This window comes from Streptomyces sp. NPDC087300, from assembly GCF_044744425.1.
GTDB lineage: Bacteria > Actinomycetota > Actinomycetes > Streptomycetales > Streptomycetaceae > Streptomyces.
In genome coordinates, this window is sequence record NZ_JBIUYI010000003.1 from 729,290 (window position 1) to 744,411 (window position 15,122).

A 15,122-nucleotide genomic window follows, 5' to 3' on the forward strand; every position below is an offset into this window, starting at 1 on the left:
GTCGCAATATGCCGATTCGGACAGCCAACTCGACTACCGGGAGGGCGTTTCCTCCCCCGACCGGCCCCTCTCGCATCTGTCGAAGGAGGGATGCCCCCTCCCCCACCCGCCCTACGCCGCCATGCCACCCCCAGCGGTCCGGATCTGTCCTTGGGCCGGATGCGTTGAGCGGCCCCACCGGCCGCGATTAGGGTCGGGCGCAGCAGATGAATCACACAGGCTTCGTGCACAGGGGGTACACGATGACCGTGAGCAGCGCACGACCGCACCATGCCGCCGGGGCCGAACCGGCGGCGGCGGACGGCACGTCCCGGGCGGCGGACGGCGACTCCGACTGGGCGGTGTGCGCCGCCTGCCGCGGGGTCGTCTACCGCAGGCGTCTGGAGCGCGCGCTGCGGGTCTGCCCGGACTGCGGCCACCACCAGCGGCTGAGCGCGCCGGAACGGCTGAGTACGCTCCTGGACCCGGGCTCCGTACGGCGGCTGGACTTCCCGGTCGCCGCGACCGACCCGCTCGACTTCACCGACACCCTGCCGTACGCGGAGCGCCTGGCCCGCGCCCGCGCCGCCACCGGTCTCGACGAGGCGGTGGTCTGCGCGCGGGGCACCCTGGCCGGGCGGCCCGTGGTGGTGGCCGTGATGGACTTCCGCTTCCTCGGCGGCAGCCTGGGCAGCGCGGTCGGCGAACTCGTCACGCGCGCCGCCGAGGAGGCGCTGCGCACCCGCACCCCGTTCCTGGTCGTCACGGCATCGGGCGGGGCCCGGATGCAGGAGGGCGCGCACTCCCTCATGCAGATGGCCAAGACCGGCTCCGCGTTCGCGCGGCTGCGGGCGGCCGGCGTGTTCACCGTCTCGCTGATCACCGACCCGACGTACGGCGGTGTCGCCGCGTCCTTCGCCACCCTCGCCGACGTGATCGTCGCCGAGTCCGGCACCCGCCTCGGCTTCGCGGGCCCGCGGGTGATCGAGCAGACGATCCGCCAGCGGCTGCCCGAGGGCTTCCAGACCGCCGAATTCCTGCTGGCGCACGGCCTGGTGGACGGCGTGTACCGGCGCGGCGCGTTGCGCCCCGCGCTGGCGCGGCTGCTCGCGGCGGCCGAGCGTCCCGCCGTGCCGGGGCCCGGCGGTGCGCCGCTGCCGGGGCCCGCGCGCGAACCCGCGCCGGAACCCGCGCCGAACGAGCCGCCCGAGTACGTCGTGACCGACCCGGAGCTGCTCCCCGACCGCGCCCCGTGGCCGGTGGTCACCGGATCGCGCGAGCTGGCCCGCCCCACCGTCCTGGACTACGCGGGCCGCGTCCTGGACGGCTTCGAGGAGCTGCACGGCGACCGCGCCTCGGCCGACTGCGCGGCCATGGTCGGCGGCATCGGCACCCTGGACGGCGTGCCCGTGATGCTCATCGGCCACCAGAAGGGGCACACCCACGCCGAACTCGCCGCCCGCAACTACGCGATGGCGTCCCCGGCCGGCTACCGCAAGGCGGGGCGCCTGATGTGCCTCGCCGCCCGGCTCGGTCTGCCCGTCGTCACCCTCATCGACACCCCGGGCGCCCATCCGGGCATCGAGGCGGAGGAGAACGGCCAGGCCTTCGCGATCGCCGAGAGCCTCTGCCTGATGAGCACCCTGCCGGTCCCGGTGGTCGCCGTCGTCATCGGCGAGGGCGGCAGCGGCGGCGCGCTCGGTCTGGCCGTCGCGGACCGCGTGCTGATCTGCGAGAACGCCACGTACTCGGTGATCAGTCCGGAGGGGTGTGCGGCGATCCTGTGGCAGGATCCCGCGGCCGCGCCCCGGGCCGCCGAGGAACTCGGCCTGGTGCCCGAGCGGCTGCTGCGGCACGGCATCGTGGACGGCGTGGTGCGCGAGCCGTCCGGCGGCGCGCACACCGATCCCGCGCTGGCCGCCGAGCGGCTGCGCGGCGCGCTCTGGTGGGCCCTGCGGGACTGCCTCGCGCTCTCCCCCGACGAGCTGGTCGCCCGGCGCACCCGGCGCTACCGGAACATGGACGGCTCGGTACGGCACGGGGAGGCGCTGTGTTCCGCAAGGTACTGATCGCCAACCGGGGCGAGATCGCGCTGCGCATCGCGCGCACCTGCCGCGAACTGGGCATCGCGGTGGTCGCCGTGCACTCCACGGAGGACACCGGCAGCGCCGTCGTGCGCATGGCCGACGAGGCCGTGTGCATCGGTCCCGCGCCCGCCAGGCACAGCTATCTGCGGATGAACAACATCGTCGAGGCCGCGCTGCGCACCGGCGCCGACGCGGTCCACCCCGGCTACGGACTCCTCTCCGAGGACCGGGACTTCGCGGAGGTCTGCGCGAAGAACGGCCTCGCCTTCGTGGGCCCGCCCGCGGCCGTCATCGAGCGGCTCGGCGACAAGCCCGCGGGCCGCGCCCTGATGGGCCGCGTCGGCGTGCCGCTGCCGCCCGGCAGCGAGGAGCCCCCGCACGACGCGGCCGACGCCCTCGCGCTCGCCGCGGCCGTCGGCTATCCGCTGCTGGTCAAGGCGGCCGCGGGCGGCGGCGGGCGCGGCATCCGCACGGCCGAGGACGCGGCCGGACTGCGGGACGCCTTCCGGGCCGCCCGCGCCGAGGCGCAGCAGCTCTTCGGCGACGGCCGGGTCTATCTGGAGCGCCTGGTGCGCCCCGCCCGCCACGTCGAGGTGCAGGTCCTCTGCGACCGGCACGGCGGCGCCGTCCACCTCGGCGTGCGGGACTGCACCGTGCAGCGCCGCCGTCAGAAGCTGATCGAGGAGTCGCCGGCGCCGACGCTCCCGCCGGAGGCGGCCCGCGAGATGGCGGAGGCCGCCGTGCGCGGCGCGCTGGCGGCGGGCTACGAGGGCGCGGGCACCTTCGAGTTCGTCGTGGACGACCACGACCGCTTCCACTTCATCGAGGTCAACTGCCGTATCCAGGTGGAACATCCGGTCACCGAGATGGTCACCGGCATCGATCTGGTCGCCGAACAGCTGCGGGTGGCGGCGGGACTGCCGCTCTCCGTGCGCCAGGAGGACGTGCGGCCGCGCGGGGCCGCCGTGGAGTGCCGGGTCAACGCGGAGGATCCGGAACGGGCGTTCGCGCCCACGCCGGGCGTCCTCGACGTCTACGAGCCGCCCGGCGGACCCTTCGTACGGGTCGACGGCTACGGCTTCGCGGGCGCGCGCGTCTCCGGCGCCTACGATCCGCTGCTCGCCAAGGTGATCACCTGGGGCCCCGACCGGGCGGCCGCGCTTGCCCGCATGGAGCGGGCGCTCGGCGAGTTCCGGATCGAGGGCCGCGGGATGCGTACGACGCTTCCCTTCCTGCTCCGGGTCCTCGCGGATCCGCGCTTCAGGTCGGGGCGCCACCGGGCCACGTACGCGGATGAGTTGCTCGCGGAGGGGACGGGCGATGCGTAGCCGGCCCGCGGCTCCCGGGAGGAAGTCCGCGGTCCCCGGGAGGAGGTCCGTGGCGTTCAGGAGGAGACCCCCGGCGCCCGGGAGGGGTGCGCGTCAGCGGCCCGGGGGCGCCTGTGCCGAGACCTTCTCCAGGAGGGCGCCGAGCCGCGTCTTCTCCTCGTCGGTGAGGGCTTCGAGGGCGGGCGCCGTGTCCATCGTGCGCGCCACCTTCGTGTGCATGCGACGACCCGCGGCGGTCAGGGTGAGCATCTTGACCCTGCGGTCGTCCGGGTCCACCTGCCGCTTCATGAGCTTGCGCTCCTCCAGACGGTCCACCAGTCCCGTGACATAGGAGGCATCGCAACGCAGCTTCACAGCGAGCTTGCGCACGGTGGGCGCCGTGACGACGTGGTAGAGCGCCCGCGCCTGGGGCACGGTGATGCCCAAGTCGGCCGCGGTCCTCACCAGTTGGTCCTGGTGCGCCTGCGCGAAGTCCAACAGGCTGCTGAGCAGCACGCTCTCCGCCGCCTTGCCGGCCGCGGGCGGCGCCGTGGTCGTGGTCATGTTCGCTCACCTCTGCTGTGACGTGCCTCGAGGCCGTCGGTGGGGAAAACGACGGTCTTGGTCAATCATTACAGAAGTCAGTGGTGGATGGATAGAAGTGTCACGTCGGCCGTCCGCCGGTCGAGCACGTCCAGGAGGGGCGCGGTCATCACCGTCGCGGCGAGCGCGACGAGCACGAGCACGGTGAACAGGGCGGGTGAGAGCACGCCGAGTTCACGGCCGATGGTGAGGATGACCAGCTCGGTCAGGCCGCGGCAGTTCATCAGTGTGCCGACCCGCAGCGCGTCCGCGCGCTCCACGCCCATCAGCGCGGCCGCCGTGGCGCAGCCCACGATCTTGCCCGCCACCGCCACGAACAGGGTCGCCCCCGCCCACAGCCAGAGTCCGGCGTCGTCGGTGAGCAGTCCGAGGTCCGTCTTGAGCCCCACGTACGCGAAGAACGGCGGGAGCAGCACCGACGTGGTGAACTCCTGCATCCGGTCCTGCGCGGCGTCCAGGGCCGGTACGCCCGCCGGGCAGACCGCCCCGAACAGGAAGGCGCCGAAGATCAGATGCACCCCGATCCGCTCGGTCGCCACGGCCGACAGGAGCACCCCGACCAGGACGAGCGCGAGCAGGCCGCCGTCGGGCAGCCACCGCTCGGGGCGGCCGAGCAGCTTGCGCAGCAACGGCCTCACGAGGAACAGCATCCCCGCCAGGAACAGCGCGGTCAGCGCGAGCGTGCGCACCACGCCCAGCGGCGAGGAACTGCGCAGCAGCGTCACCACGAGGGCGAGGAGCAGCCAGCAGACCAGGTCGGCGACGGCGGCGCCGAGCACCGCGAGCGAACCGGCCCGCGACTGCAGCAGTCCGCGCTCCATCAGCAGTCGGGCGAGCACGGGGAAGGCGGTCACGCTCATGGCGACGCCGATGAAGAGGGCGAAGGGCACGAACTCCACGCCGTGCGGGGCGAGCGTCCGGTACATCGCGCAGCCGAGTCCGACGCCGAGGGCGCACGGCAGCGCGACTCCCACGAGGCCGACGGCCATGCCGGTGCGCCCCTGCCCCTCGTGGCGGGCCGCGCCGAACTCCAGGCCCACCAGGAACATGAAGAGCGCGAGGCCGATCTGGGAGACCGCCTCGACATGCGGCAGCAGCGCCGTGGGAAACAGCGCGCGGTAGAGGCCGGGGGTGAGCATGCCGAGGACCGAGGGGCCGAGGACGATCCCCGCGACCATCTCGCCGATCACTCTGGGCTGGCCGAGGAAGCGGCTGAACAGGGCGCCCGCGGCCCGCGCGGCGGCGATGATCACCGCGAGGGCGAGCAGCAGGCGCCAGCCGGTCGTGCCGTCGCCGGAACCGCCCGCCGCGCCCTCGCGCGCGGCGCCCGCGCCGGACGCGGGCACGGACCCCACCCCCTGCCACAGCAGCAGTACCGCGGCGGCGAGCGGCAGGACCGCGAGCGCGCAGACCAGCGCCAGCCCGCGGCCGCCCGCGCCCTCGGCCCGTGCCCGGCACTCCTTGGGGTCGGCCATGGCCCGGCTACTCGACAGGGACGACGCCGCGGCCCCGCTCCCACTGGTAGAACTGCGTCGCCGACGCGGCGTGGATGGAGCCCCAATTGCCCTGGTAGGGCTGGATGTACTCGTCGAGCGCCTTGCTGATCTGCTGGAAGAGCGGGTCCTTGCGGTGGCGCTCGATGTGCGGTCCCGCGACCGCCTCCGACTCGACCTGGTGGATGTACACGTCGTGGAAGGTGTAGAGCTTGCGGGTGCGGACACCGATCCGCTCGGGCAGCCCGCCGGCGTCCGACTCGGCGAAGAGCCGGGCGATCTCGGCCTCGCTCCCTGGCAGGTGCCGCGCGACGATCAACGTGGTGTGCATGGACGAACTCCCTTTCGCGTCAAGGACATCGGGCTGGGGAACGCGGACGTGGGCACCGCCTCACGGAACCCGGGCGATCGCGTACTCGCAGGTGTTGTGCTGCACGACGGTGCCGTCGGCGCGCACCGAGCCCAGGAAGTGCCGGTCGAAGACGGCCCGGACCGCGCCCTCGCCCGCCACCGAACTCGCGTGCCGCAAAAGGCCGGTGGCGCCGAGGGCCGCCCAGGCGGTCGCCAGGTCCGGGTAGCCGAAGGGGCAGGAGAGCTCCTTGGTGAAGACGATCGGCAGCCCTGCCTCGCGCACGGCGCGCCGCACCTGCGTGGGCGTGTTGGCCGCACCGGCGCCGGAGCCCGCCGGGGGCTCGGGCAGCAGCTTGAGCACGTCGAAGAGCATCGCGGTGGTCTCGCACTTGGCCGGTTCGCCCCAGCCGCCGACGACCACCGCGCCGCCGGACCTGACGACCCGGCCGAAGCCGCGCACCGCGGCGACCGGATCGCGCGCGTAGCGCAGCGCGTTGAACGAGACGAGGACGTCGAACTCCCCGTCGCCGTACGGAAGTTCCTGAAGGTCACCGACGCGCAGGTCGGATCCTTCGGGCAGTCGTTCGCGGGCGATGCCGAGCAGTCCCGGCGAGGCGTCGAGCCCCGCCGTCGTGGCACCGCGCGCCGCGGCGAGCCGCAGCAGCAGCCCCGATCCGCAGCCCACGTCGAGCATCTCGCACCCCGGTCCGACCTCCGCCTGGCCCAGCGCATCCTCGAAGGACGACTGGAACTGGGCCTCCTGGAACTCGGCCCAGTCCTGGGTCCCCCGGTCCCATAACCGGCCCTCTGCCTCCACCTCGCCCACACCGACTCCCATCGGTTGTCACGCTCATTGATTGAGTAATTGCTTGAGTTACTCTACTAAACAGCCGGGCGCGCGCAAGGCCCGCCCGCCCGGCCCGGCCACTCCAACGCACCCCATCGCCCTGCCGAGTTCGCGTCATGTTCACGCGCGTCTCATTGACGCGCCTCTGCCGCCTCCTTAGCTTCATGGCGCATCCGCCATCACACGGGAGGGGTCTTTCGTGCGCCGAAGAATCTGGGGAGCGGCCGCCGTGCTCGCCCTGCTCACCGGCATCGCCCCGGCTGCGTCCGCCGAGGCCGCCACCGGACACGGACCACGGCCGCTCCCCCTGGAGCGGCTCTTCGACAACCGGGCCGTCAGCGACGACGCCCGCCCCGCGGACGCCGACTTCGACGGCGCGGGCGGCTCACTCTCCGCCCGTGACCTGACGGCCGCGGGCTGGACCCCCGGCCGCACCCTGGCCGTCGACGGCAGCCGCCTCAGCTGGCCCCGCACCCGGCCGGGCGACGACGACAACGTGCGCGCCGACGGTCAGTCGGTCCGGGTGCGCGGCCGCGGCGACGCCCTCGCCTTCCTGGTCGCGGGCACCGGCGGCGAGGCGACCGGCACCGGGACGGTGCGCTACCGGGACGGCTCACGCGCCGCCTACCGGCTCACCGCGCCCGACTGGCGCTCGGGCCCGCCCGCCACCAAGTCCGTCGCCCTGCCGCACATCAACACCCCCGGCGGCCAACTCGCCGAGCAGGCACGGCTGTACGTCGTGACGGTGCCGCTCGCGCCCGGCCGCGAGGTCGCCTCGGTGGACCTGCCGCGCGACCCCGGCGCCGCGGACCTGCACGTGTTCGCCCTGTCGGTGCGCGCCCCCGCCACGGGCTGGACGGGCAGCTGGTCGGCGTCGACCGCCGGGTACACCACGGTGGGCCCCTGGACCGACCGCACCGTACGGCTCGTCGTGCACACGAGCACCGGCGGTCCCCGGGTGCGCATGAGGCTCGACAACACCTTCGCCGCCGCTCCCGTACGGATCGGCAGCGCGACCGTGGCCGTGCAGGGCAGCGGGGCGGGCGCCGAGGGCGCGCCGCGGCGGCTGTCCTTCCGCGGCGCCGGGGGCACCGAGATCCCCGCGGGCGCCCAGGCGTTCAGCGACCCGCTCGGCTTCGCCGTGCCCGCCGACGCGAACCTCCTGGTCAGCTTCCACCTGCCGGGAACGGTGACCACGGCGCCCGTGCACAGCCAGGCCATCCAGCGTTCGTACGTGAGCACGCCCGGCGACCACGCCGCGGAGAGCTCCGGCACGGCGTACACCTCGACGATCACGAGCTGGCCGCTGCTCACCGGCGTCGACGTGAGCGGCGGTCCCGGCTCCGTGGTGCTGCTCGGCGACTCCATCACCGACGGCGTGAAGTCGACGCAGGACGCCAACCACCGCTGGCCCAACGTCCTGGCGACCCGTCTCCTGAACCAGTCGGAGGTGCCGCGCTACGGCGTCCTCAACCAGGGCATCTCCGCGAACCGCATCGTCGCCGACCGCTACCCCGGCGACGGCGTCTCCACCGACACCGGCGGGGTGAGCGCCCTGCACCGCCTGGACCGCGACGTCCTCGCCCAGACGTCGGCGCGCACCGTCGTGGTCTTCGAGGGGATCAACGACGTGCGCTGGGGCTCCTCGGCGGACCAGGTGATCGCGGGTCTGCGGGAGATCGCGGACCGCGCCCACGCGCGCGGCCTTCGGGCCGTCGCCGCGACCATCGCGCCCTGCGAGGGCGAGTCGCTCTGCACGGCGGCGGCCAATGCCCAGCGGGAGGCGGTCAACACCTACCTGCGCGGGGGCGATGACTTCGACGCGGTGCTCGACTTCGACGCGGTGCTCCGGGATCCCGCGCACCCGGCGCGGATCCTCCCCGCCTATGACAGCGGGGATCATCTGCATCCGGGCGACGCGGGGCTCGCGGCGCTCGCGGAGTCGGTGGATCTGCGCCTTCTGGCGCGGTAGATCACCGGCTTCGCCGCGTTCGTCCTCAAACGCCGGACGGGCTGGTCACCCGACCTCTACACGTCCAGGTCGACGACCACGGGCGCGTGGTCCGACGCGCCCTTGCCCTTGCGCTCGTCGCGGTCCACGTACGCGTCGGAGACGGCCTTCGCGAAGGGCTCGTTCCCGTAGACCAGGTCGATGCGCATGCCCTTGTTCTTGGGGAAGCCGAGCTCCCGGTAGTCCCAGAACGTGAACGGGTGGGCGTACTTGAGGGGGCGCGGCACGACGTCGGTCAGGCCCGTCTCGCGCAGGGCCGCGAGGGCGGCGCGCTCGGCGGGCGTCACGTGCGTGGCGCCCTCGAAGAGCGCCGGGTCCCACACGTCGTCGTCGGTCGGCGCCACGTTGAAGTCACCGAGGACCGCGAAGGGGCGCGGGCCCGCCGCGTCCTTCGCGATCGCCGTCTTCAGGGCCTCGAACCACTGGAGCTTGTACGCGTAGTGCGCGTGCTCCACCTCGCGGCCGTTCGGCACGTAGACCGACCAGACGCGGACCGGGCCGCAGGTCGCGGAGATCGCGCGGGGCTCCTCCGCGCCGTCGTAGTCGGGGCCGCCGGGCAGGCCCTTGACGACGTCGTCGAGGCCCACCTTGGAGACCAGCGCGACGCCGTTCCACCGGCCGGTCGCGTTCACCGCCGACTCGTAGCCCAGCTCGCGGAGCTCGTCGGCGGGGAACGCCTCGGCGGTGGTCTTGGTCTCCTGGATGCACAGCACGTCCGTGCCGGTGTTCTCCAGCCAGGCCAGGAGCCTCGGCAGCCGAGCGGTGATCGAGTTCACGTTCCAGGTCGCAATGCGCATGCCTCACAACCTACCGGGCGGCACTGACAGTCACAGGTCGGCCGACTCGCCCGGCGTGAGCCGCAGGTGCTCGGCGCCGCCCAGGGCGCCGATCTGGTTGTCGTAGATCGGCCGGGCCAGATCGGTGAGCAGCGCGTCGTGGATGTCGTACGCGCGCCGCGGCTTCACCTCCCGTACGTACTCGATGACCTCGGAGATCTTGTTCCAGGGGGCCATCACGGGGAGCATCAGCGTCTCGACCGGCTGGTCGGGGACGGTCAGCGCGTCACCGGGGTGGAACACCGAACCGTCCACCAGATAGCCGACGTTGGTGATCCGCGGGAGGTCCGGGTGGATCACCGCGTGCAGCTCGCCGTGCACCTGGACGTCGAACCCCGCGGCCGTGAACGTGTCGCCGTTCCCGACGGTGTGCACCCGCCCGGGGAAGGCGGCCGAGAGCTGGCCTGCGACGGACCCGAGGGTCCAGATCTCGGCGGCCGGATTGGCCGCCATGCCGGCCCGCAGCCGCCCCTCGTCGAAGTGGTCGGGGTGCTCGTGGGTGACGAGGATCGCGTCGGCGCCGAGCGCCGCGTCCGTCTCGCTGAAGCCGCCCGGGTCGATGACGAGCGTGCGTCCGTCCTTTTCGAGACGCACGCACGCGTGGGACATCTTGGTGAACGTGATGCGCTGGGTGGAGGTCGTCATGCCTCCATCCTGCTACTCCTGGGGCGTGGTTTCCTCGCGGATCACGCCCTGGGCGACCTTGAAGGCCGCGTTGGCCGCCGGGACACCGCAGTAGACGCCCGCTTGCAGGAGCACCTCCTTGATCTCGGCCGGGGTCAGTCCGTTGCGCAGCGCGGCCCTGGTGTGGAAGGCCAGCTCGTCCAGGTGACCGCCCGCGACCAGCGCGGTCAGCGTGACGCAGCTGCGGGAGCGGCGGTCGAGCCCGGGACGGCTCCAGACCTCGCCCCACGCGTAGCGCGTGACCAGCTCCTGGAAGTCGCCCGAGAAGTCGTCGGCGGCGGCGAGCGCCTGGTCGACGTGGGCGTCGCCGAGCACCTCGCGGCGGACCTTGATCCCCGCCTCGTACGGATCGGCCCTGACGGCACCCTCCACCGGCTCCGGCTGCTCCAGGGGCGCGATCTCCGCCATGGGCGCCACCAGCGGCGGGGCGAGCACGGGCTTGACCGGCGGCGCGGTGATCGCGGCCTGCGGGTCCTGCCACGCCGAGGAGAAGTGCCGTACGAGCAGGTCGGTGACCGCGGCGGGCTGCTCCACGGGTGCGAGGTGCGAGGCCCCCGGCACCACGGCGAGCCGCGCGTCGGGGATCCCCGCGACCAGCGTGCGCGCCTCCCCCTGCCCCGTGACCTGGTCCTCGGACCCCACGAGCACCAGCGTGGGCACCCCGACCCTGCCGAGCTCGGCCCGTACGTCGAAGGCGGCGAGCGCCTCACAGGCGGCGATGTAGCAGCCGGGGTCGGTGGTGCGCACCATCTGCACCGCCCAGTCGGTGATCGCGGGCTGCGCGGCGGCGAAACCGGGCGTGAACCAGCGGTCGGGCGCGGATCTGGCGATCGGGTCGAGTCCGTTGCTGCGCACGATGACGCCGCGCTGGCGGAACTCGTCGGCGGTGCCGAACCGCGGCGAGGCGGCGATCAGCGCGAGCGAGGCGACGCGCTGCGGGTGCCGCAGCGCGAGCTCGACGCCTATGGCACCGCCGAAGGCGCAGCCCGCGTAGCCGAACCGCTGCACCCCGAGCTCGTCGAGCGTGGCCAGCAGCCGCGCCGCGAGCTCCCCCACGGACCCGCAGGGGTGGGCGGGCGCCCCGCCGTGGCCGGGCATGTCGAAGCGGAACACCCGCCACTGCCGGGTCAGCTCGGGTATCTGCCGGTCCCACATGTGCCAGGTGGTCCCGAGCGATGCGCCGAGGATGAGCACCGGGGCGTCTTCTGGCCCGTCGAAGCGGTATTGCAGGTGTTCAGTCTTCGTCTCACTCACCCGGCCACGTTCCCACATCTCGCGGCGGCCCTCCGACGGGGGCTGTGAGGATACGGTCCTGATCAGGTGAAAGACCAAGAAGTGGACATCGCCTTCGGTCACTCGGCCGGTGCGGCCCACTGTTCCCAGGGCTGCGCCCGGACCCACTCGGCCACCGGCGTGAGCGGGACCCCGAGGTCCGTCTGCACCGTCGCGGGCGTCGAGTGCGTCCCGGCGAGGAAGCCGTCGGCGTCGCCCGCGCCCACGTAGTGGTAGATCCCCGCCACCCCGGCCGCGCCCGGCGCGCCGATGACCTGGGCGAGGCCCGCCTCGAACCGGTCGACGTCCAGCGGGAGATAGCGGATCTCGCGCCCGAGCGCCTGCCCGAAAACAGCCGCGAGCTCGGGCCCCGTGAGCACGTCCGCGCCGCCGACGCGCAGGATCTGACCGGCCGGTACGTCCTCGTCGAGGGCGCGCGCGAGGACGCGCGCCAGGTCGTCGTGGGACATCCAGGCCACGCGCTGCTCGGCGGGCAGCGGATAGGCGAGGACGCCGTCGTTGACGAGGGCGGGGCCGTTCCAGGGGCTGAAGAGGTTCTCCAGGTAGACCGGCGGCTCGACGACGACAACGGGGACCGGCCCCGCGCGCAGCGCGTCCGCCGCCCGACGCCGCGTCTCGAACCCCGCGTACGGCGTCGTGCCCTCGGGGATCGGGGTGTTGGCGTTGTAGACAAGGCGCCGCACGCCCGCCTCCTGGGCGGCGTCGGCGATGTCGCGCGCGTAACCGGTCACCACGTCGAGGTCGTACTCCAGGGGCATCACGACGACGGCGTGCGTGACGCCCTCGAAGGCGGCGCGCAGGTCTTGGCGGCTGCCGAGGTCGCCGCGGAACGGTGTGACGCCCGGGACGGGGGCGGCCGCCGCCTTGGTCTCGTCGCGGACGAGACCGCGCACCTGGTGCCCCTGTCCGGCGAGGAGCCGGGCCACCGCGCCGCCCTGAAAGCCGTTGGCTCCCGTGACGAGGACGTGCTTGCGGTGCTCTTGGGTCATGTCGTGCCTTTCCTTATGGGGTCTTGATGGGGTTGGTCATGTCTTGGTGGGTTTGGGTTCCGTGGGCGGCGCGCAACCTCAGCCGGAACGCCAGGAGCAGGCCGACCGCGGCCGGTACCGCCCCGGCCAGGAGTGCGGTGCTGAAGCCCTCGGTGAGCGCGGTGTCGTGGGCCGCGGAGGAGGCGCCGGTGTCGGCGGCGGCGATTCCCGAGAGGACGGCGAGGCCGAGCACCGAGCCGAATTGGAGGCTGGTGTTGACCATCCCGGAGGCGAGACCGGCCTCCTCCTCGCGGGTGTCGACGGTGGCCGCGATGTTCGTGGCGATGGAGACCAGGGGCAGCCCGGCGCCGAGGACCAGGCTCGGCGGCAGGACGTCCACCAGGTAGGAGCCGTCCACGGAGAGCAGGGACTGCCAGGCCATGCCGACGGTGACCAGGCCGAAGCCGGCCCCCGTCACCACGCGCGGGCCGAACCTGGCGATCAGCCGGTCGGTGCGCGACGCGACGGCGATGACCACGGCGCAGAGCGGTAGCAAGGCGAGGCCGCCGAGCACCGGCTCGTACCCCAGTACCGCCTGGAGATACAGGCTCACCAGGAAGAACATCGGGAACAGCGACATCTGCCAGAGCGCGGCAAGGACGTTGGCGAGGCGCAGTGTCGGCCGGGCGAGGAAGGAGGGCGGTACGAGCGGGTGGGTCACGCCGCGTTCGATCAGGACGAAGGCCGCGAGGAACAGCACGGCGACGGTGCCCGTGGTCAGCGTGGCGGGTGAACTCCAGCCCGCTCCGCCCGCGTTGACCACGGCGTAGGCGAGCAGCCCGAGGCCCGCGGTGACCGTCACCGCGCCGGGCACGTCGAACTCCTTCGCGCCCGCGGCCGCCGTCCCGCGCGGCAGGAGCCGGGGCGCGGGCAGGATCAGGGCGATGCCGGCCACCACGTTGAGGACGAACGTCGACTCCCACCCGAGCCAGCTGGTGAGCACCCCGCCGAGCACCGTGCCCGCGGCCCCACCCGCACCGGCCATGGCGGCGAACACGCCCAGCGCACGGTGCCGTTCGGGGCCGTTGCCGAAGAGCGTGAGCACCAGGGCGAACGCCGCGGCACCGGCCATCGCGGCGCCGACGCCCTGGACCACCCGCGCGGCGATCAGCAGCGGCACGCCGTCGGCCAGGGCGCCGAGCAGCGAGGCGGCCGCGAGGACGGCGAGGCCGCAGACGAACACCCTGCGCTGCCCCAGCAGATCCGCGGCGCGCCCGCTGAGCAGCAGGAGCCCGCCGAAGGCGACCAGATAGGCGTTGGCCACCCAGGAGAGGTCGGCGGGCGGGACGTCCAGGCTCGCGCCGATGGAGGGCGCGGCCACGTTGATGATCGAGGTGTCCAGGAGCAGGACGAACTGCGTACAGGCGAGAAGGGCAAGGGCCCGCCGTCGGTCACGCGGTGACGCGGGGTGTTCCTGACCGCTGGGGCGAGTCATGTCTCTCCTGACACGGGTGCGATGCGTGGGGGGGCGGGTACGGAAACGGGCCAAGGCCGACCCCAAGGCCCGCCCCAAGGCCCGCCCCAAGGCCCGCCCTCGCCCCCATCGTCCTGGGCACAGCACATACGATCAATTAACCAAACCCCCAACCCTTTTAAGGATCGTCCGTGCCCGACGACCTGCTGAGTGAACTGCTGCGCCCGCTGTGGCTGGCCGACGTCTTCCACAGCCGGTGGGAGGCGGGCGGCGACTGGGGCGTCGAGGGCCATGACGACCCGTGCGCGATCCTGCATCACATGGTCGAAGGCGGCTGCGTCGTCGACTTCGGGGGTGAGGCGGCCCCCGTGGCCCTGCACCAGGGCGACCTGGCGATCTTCCCGCACGGCACCGGGCACACCTTCGCCTCCGCGCACGGGGTCCGGACGGTCCCGCTGCCGGACCTGATGCCGCACCGCCGCCCCGGCGGGTCCGGCATCGTCAGGGTCGGAACTCCCCCCTTCGGTACGCGCATGCTCTGCGCGAGCCTGCACTACAACGCGCTCAGCGACCCCGGCCTCTACGCCGCGCTGCCCCGGATCATCGTGCTGCGCCGCCACATGCTGGCGGACGAGCCGCTACTGCTGCGCACCCTGGACTCCCTGCCGTCCGAGATCGAGCGCACGGCACCGGGAACCCGCCTCGTCACCCTGCGGGCCTTCGAGACGGTGTTCGTCCTGTCCCTGCGGATCGCCATGGAGCAACTCGCCGCGGAATCACCCGCGTTGCGGGCCCTGCACCACCCGGGCATCAGCAAGGCGCTGCTGGCGGTCCACGGTTCCTACGCCGAGCCGTGGACGGTGGAATCCCTCGCACGCGAGGCCGGCATGTCCCGCTCGGTGTTCTCCCAGACCTTCCGTGACCTGGTGGGCGAGCCCCCGATGCGCTACCTGACGACCCGCCGCCTACAAGAGGCCGGACGCCTCCTGACCCAGACGTCCCTGCCCCAACAGGACATCGCACGACGCATCGGCTACGGCAGCCTGGTCGGGTTTCATCTGGCTTTCCGGAAGGAGTACGGGATCACCCCGGGCAGCCATCGCGGGAACAAAGGATCGACGCAGGAGCCGGGGGCTGTCGCGGCCTTGCCAGAGTGACCGTTCACGGCTCAAGCTCCTATGTCAGAGGA

At 73.2% G+C, this 15,122-nt stretch carries 13 protein-coding genes; 4 read left to right on the forward strand and 9 right to left on the reverse strand.

Annotated elements, in window-relative coordinates:
* Nucleotides 1-248: 248 nt before the first annotated feature.
* Nucleotides 249-2,048: an acetyl-CoA carboxylase, carboxyltransferase subunit beta gene (gene accD, locus ACIO9J_RS14055; RefSeq protein WP_401997569.1), complete on the forward strand. Its 1,800-nt coding sequence runs from the start codon at nt 249-251 to the stop codon at nt 2,046-2,048.
* On the forward strand, nt 2,030-3,394 hold the full coding sequence (locus ACIO9J_RS14060) for an acetyl/propionyl/methylcrotonyl-CoA carboxylase subunit alpha (RefSeq protein ID WP_401997572.1): 1,365 nt from the start codon (nt 2,030-2,032) through the stop codon (nt 3,392-3,394). The genes accD and ACIO9J_RS14060 overlap by 19 nt, the downstream gene beginning before the upstream one ends.
* 93 nt (nt 3,395-3,487) lie before the next feature.
* Here the strand turns inward: ACIO9J_RS14060 and ACIO9J_RS14065 are convergent, their stop codons facing one another.
* From ACIO9J_RS14065 to ACIO9J_RS14080, 4 genes are all read right to left on the reverse strand, one after another.
* Nucleotides 3,488-3,937, reverse strand: coding sequence for a MarR family winged helix-turn-helix transcriptional regulator (locus ACIO9J_RS14065; RefSeq protein WP_401997575.1), 450 nt, complete (start codon nt 3,935-3,937; stop codon nt 3,488-3,490).
* 77 nt (nt 3,938-4,014) lie between these two features.
* Nucleotides 4,015-5,451, reverse strand: coding sequence for a cation:proton antiporter (locus tag ACIO9J_RS14070; protein WP_401997578.1), 1,437 nt, complete (start codon nt 5,449-5,451; stop codon nt 4,015-4,017).
* A gap of 7 nt (nt 5,452-5,458) precedes the next feature.
* Nucleotides 5,459-5,800, reverse strand: coding sequence for a TcmI family type II polyketide cyclase (locus tag ACIO9J_RS14075; RefSeq protein WP_401997581.1), 342 nt, complete (start codon nt 5,798-5,800; stop codon nt 5,459-5,461).
* A 60-nt stretch (nt 5,801-5,860) separates the two neighbouring features.
* Nucleotides 5,861-6,658, reverse strand: coding sequence for a class I SAM-dependent methyltransferase (locus ACIO9J_RS14080; RefSeq protein ID WP_401997584.1), 798 nt, complete (start codon nt 6,656-6,658; stop codon nt 5,861-5,863).
* Between the two features lie 208 nt (nt 6,659-6,866).
* On the opposite strand from ACIO9J_RS14080, the gene ACIO9J_RS14085 reads away from it, so the two are divergent.
* The gene (locus ACIO9J_RS14085; protein WP_401997586.1) at nt 6,867-8,639 is read left to right on the forward strand and encodes a GDSL-type esterase/lipase family protein; all 1,773 of its coding nucleotides are present in this window, start codon (nt 6,867-6,869) and stop codon (nt 8,637-8,639) included.
* Between the two features lie 56 nt (nt 8,640-8,695).
* On the opposite strand, the gene ACIO9J_RS14090 is transcribed toward ACIO9J_RS14085, so the two are convergent.
* From ACIO9J_RS14090 to ACIO9J_RS14110, 5 genes are all read right to left on the reverse strand, one after another.
* The gene (locus ACIO9J_RS14090) at nt 8,696-9,475 is read right to left on the reverse strand and encodes an exodeoxyribonuclease III (protein ID WP_401997589.1); all 780 of its coding nucleotides are present in this window, start codon (nt 9,473-9,475) and stop codon (nt 8,696-8,698) included.
* A 30-nt stretch (nt 9,476-9,505) separates the two neighbouring features.
* Complete coding sequence (locus ACIO9J_RS14095) at nt 9,506-10,138, reverse strand: MBL fold metallo-hydrolase (RefSeq protein WP_401998597.1); 633 nt, start codon at nt 10,136-10,138, stop codon at nt 9,506-9,508.
* A 33-nt stretch (nt 10,139-10,171) separates the two neighbouring features.
* Nucleotides 10,172-11,452 carry a 4-carboxymuconolactone decarboxylase gene (pcaC, locus tag ACIO9J_RS14100; RefSeq protein WP_401997592.1) on the reverse strand — a complete coding sequence of 427 codons (1,281 nt, stop codon included), beginning with the start codon at nt 11,450-11,452 and terminating at the stop codon, nt 10,172-10,174.
* Between the two features lie 98 nt (nt 11,453-11,550).
* On the reverse strand, nt 11,551-12,480 hold the full coding sequence (locus ACIO9J_RS14105; RefSeq protein ID WP_401997595.1) for an SDR family oxidoreductase: 930 nt from the start codon (nt 12,478-12,480) through the stop codon (nt 11,551-11,553).
* Nucleotides 12,481-12,493: 13 nt separating this feature from the next.
* Nucleotides 12,494-13,954 carry an MFS transporter gene (locus ACIO9J_RS14110; RefSeq protein WP_401997598.1) on the reverse strand — a complete coding sequence of 487 codons (1,461 nt, stop codon included), beginning with the start codon at nt 13,952-13,954 and terminating at the stop codon, nt 12,494-12,496.
* 170 nt (nt 13,955-14,124) lie between these two features.
* On the opposite strand from ACIO9J_RS14110, the gene ACIO9J_RS14115 reads away from it, so the two are divergent.
* The gene (locus tag ACIO9J_RS14115) at nt 14,125-15,090 is read left to right on the forward strand and encodes an AraC family transcriptional regulator (RefSeq protein ID WP_401997601.1); all 966 of its coding nucleotides are present in this window, start codon (nt 14,125-14,127) and stop codon (nt 15,088-15,090) included.
* Nucleotides 15,091-15,122: the final 32 nt, after the last annotated feature.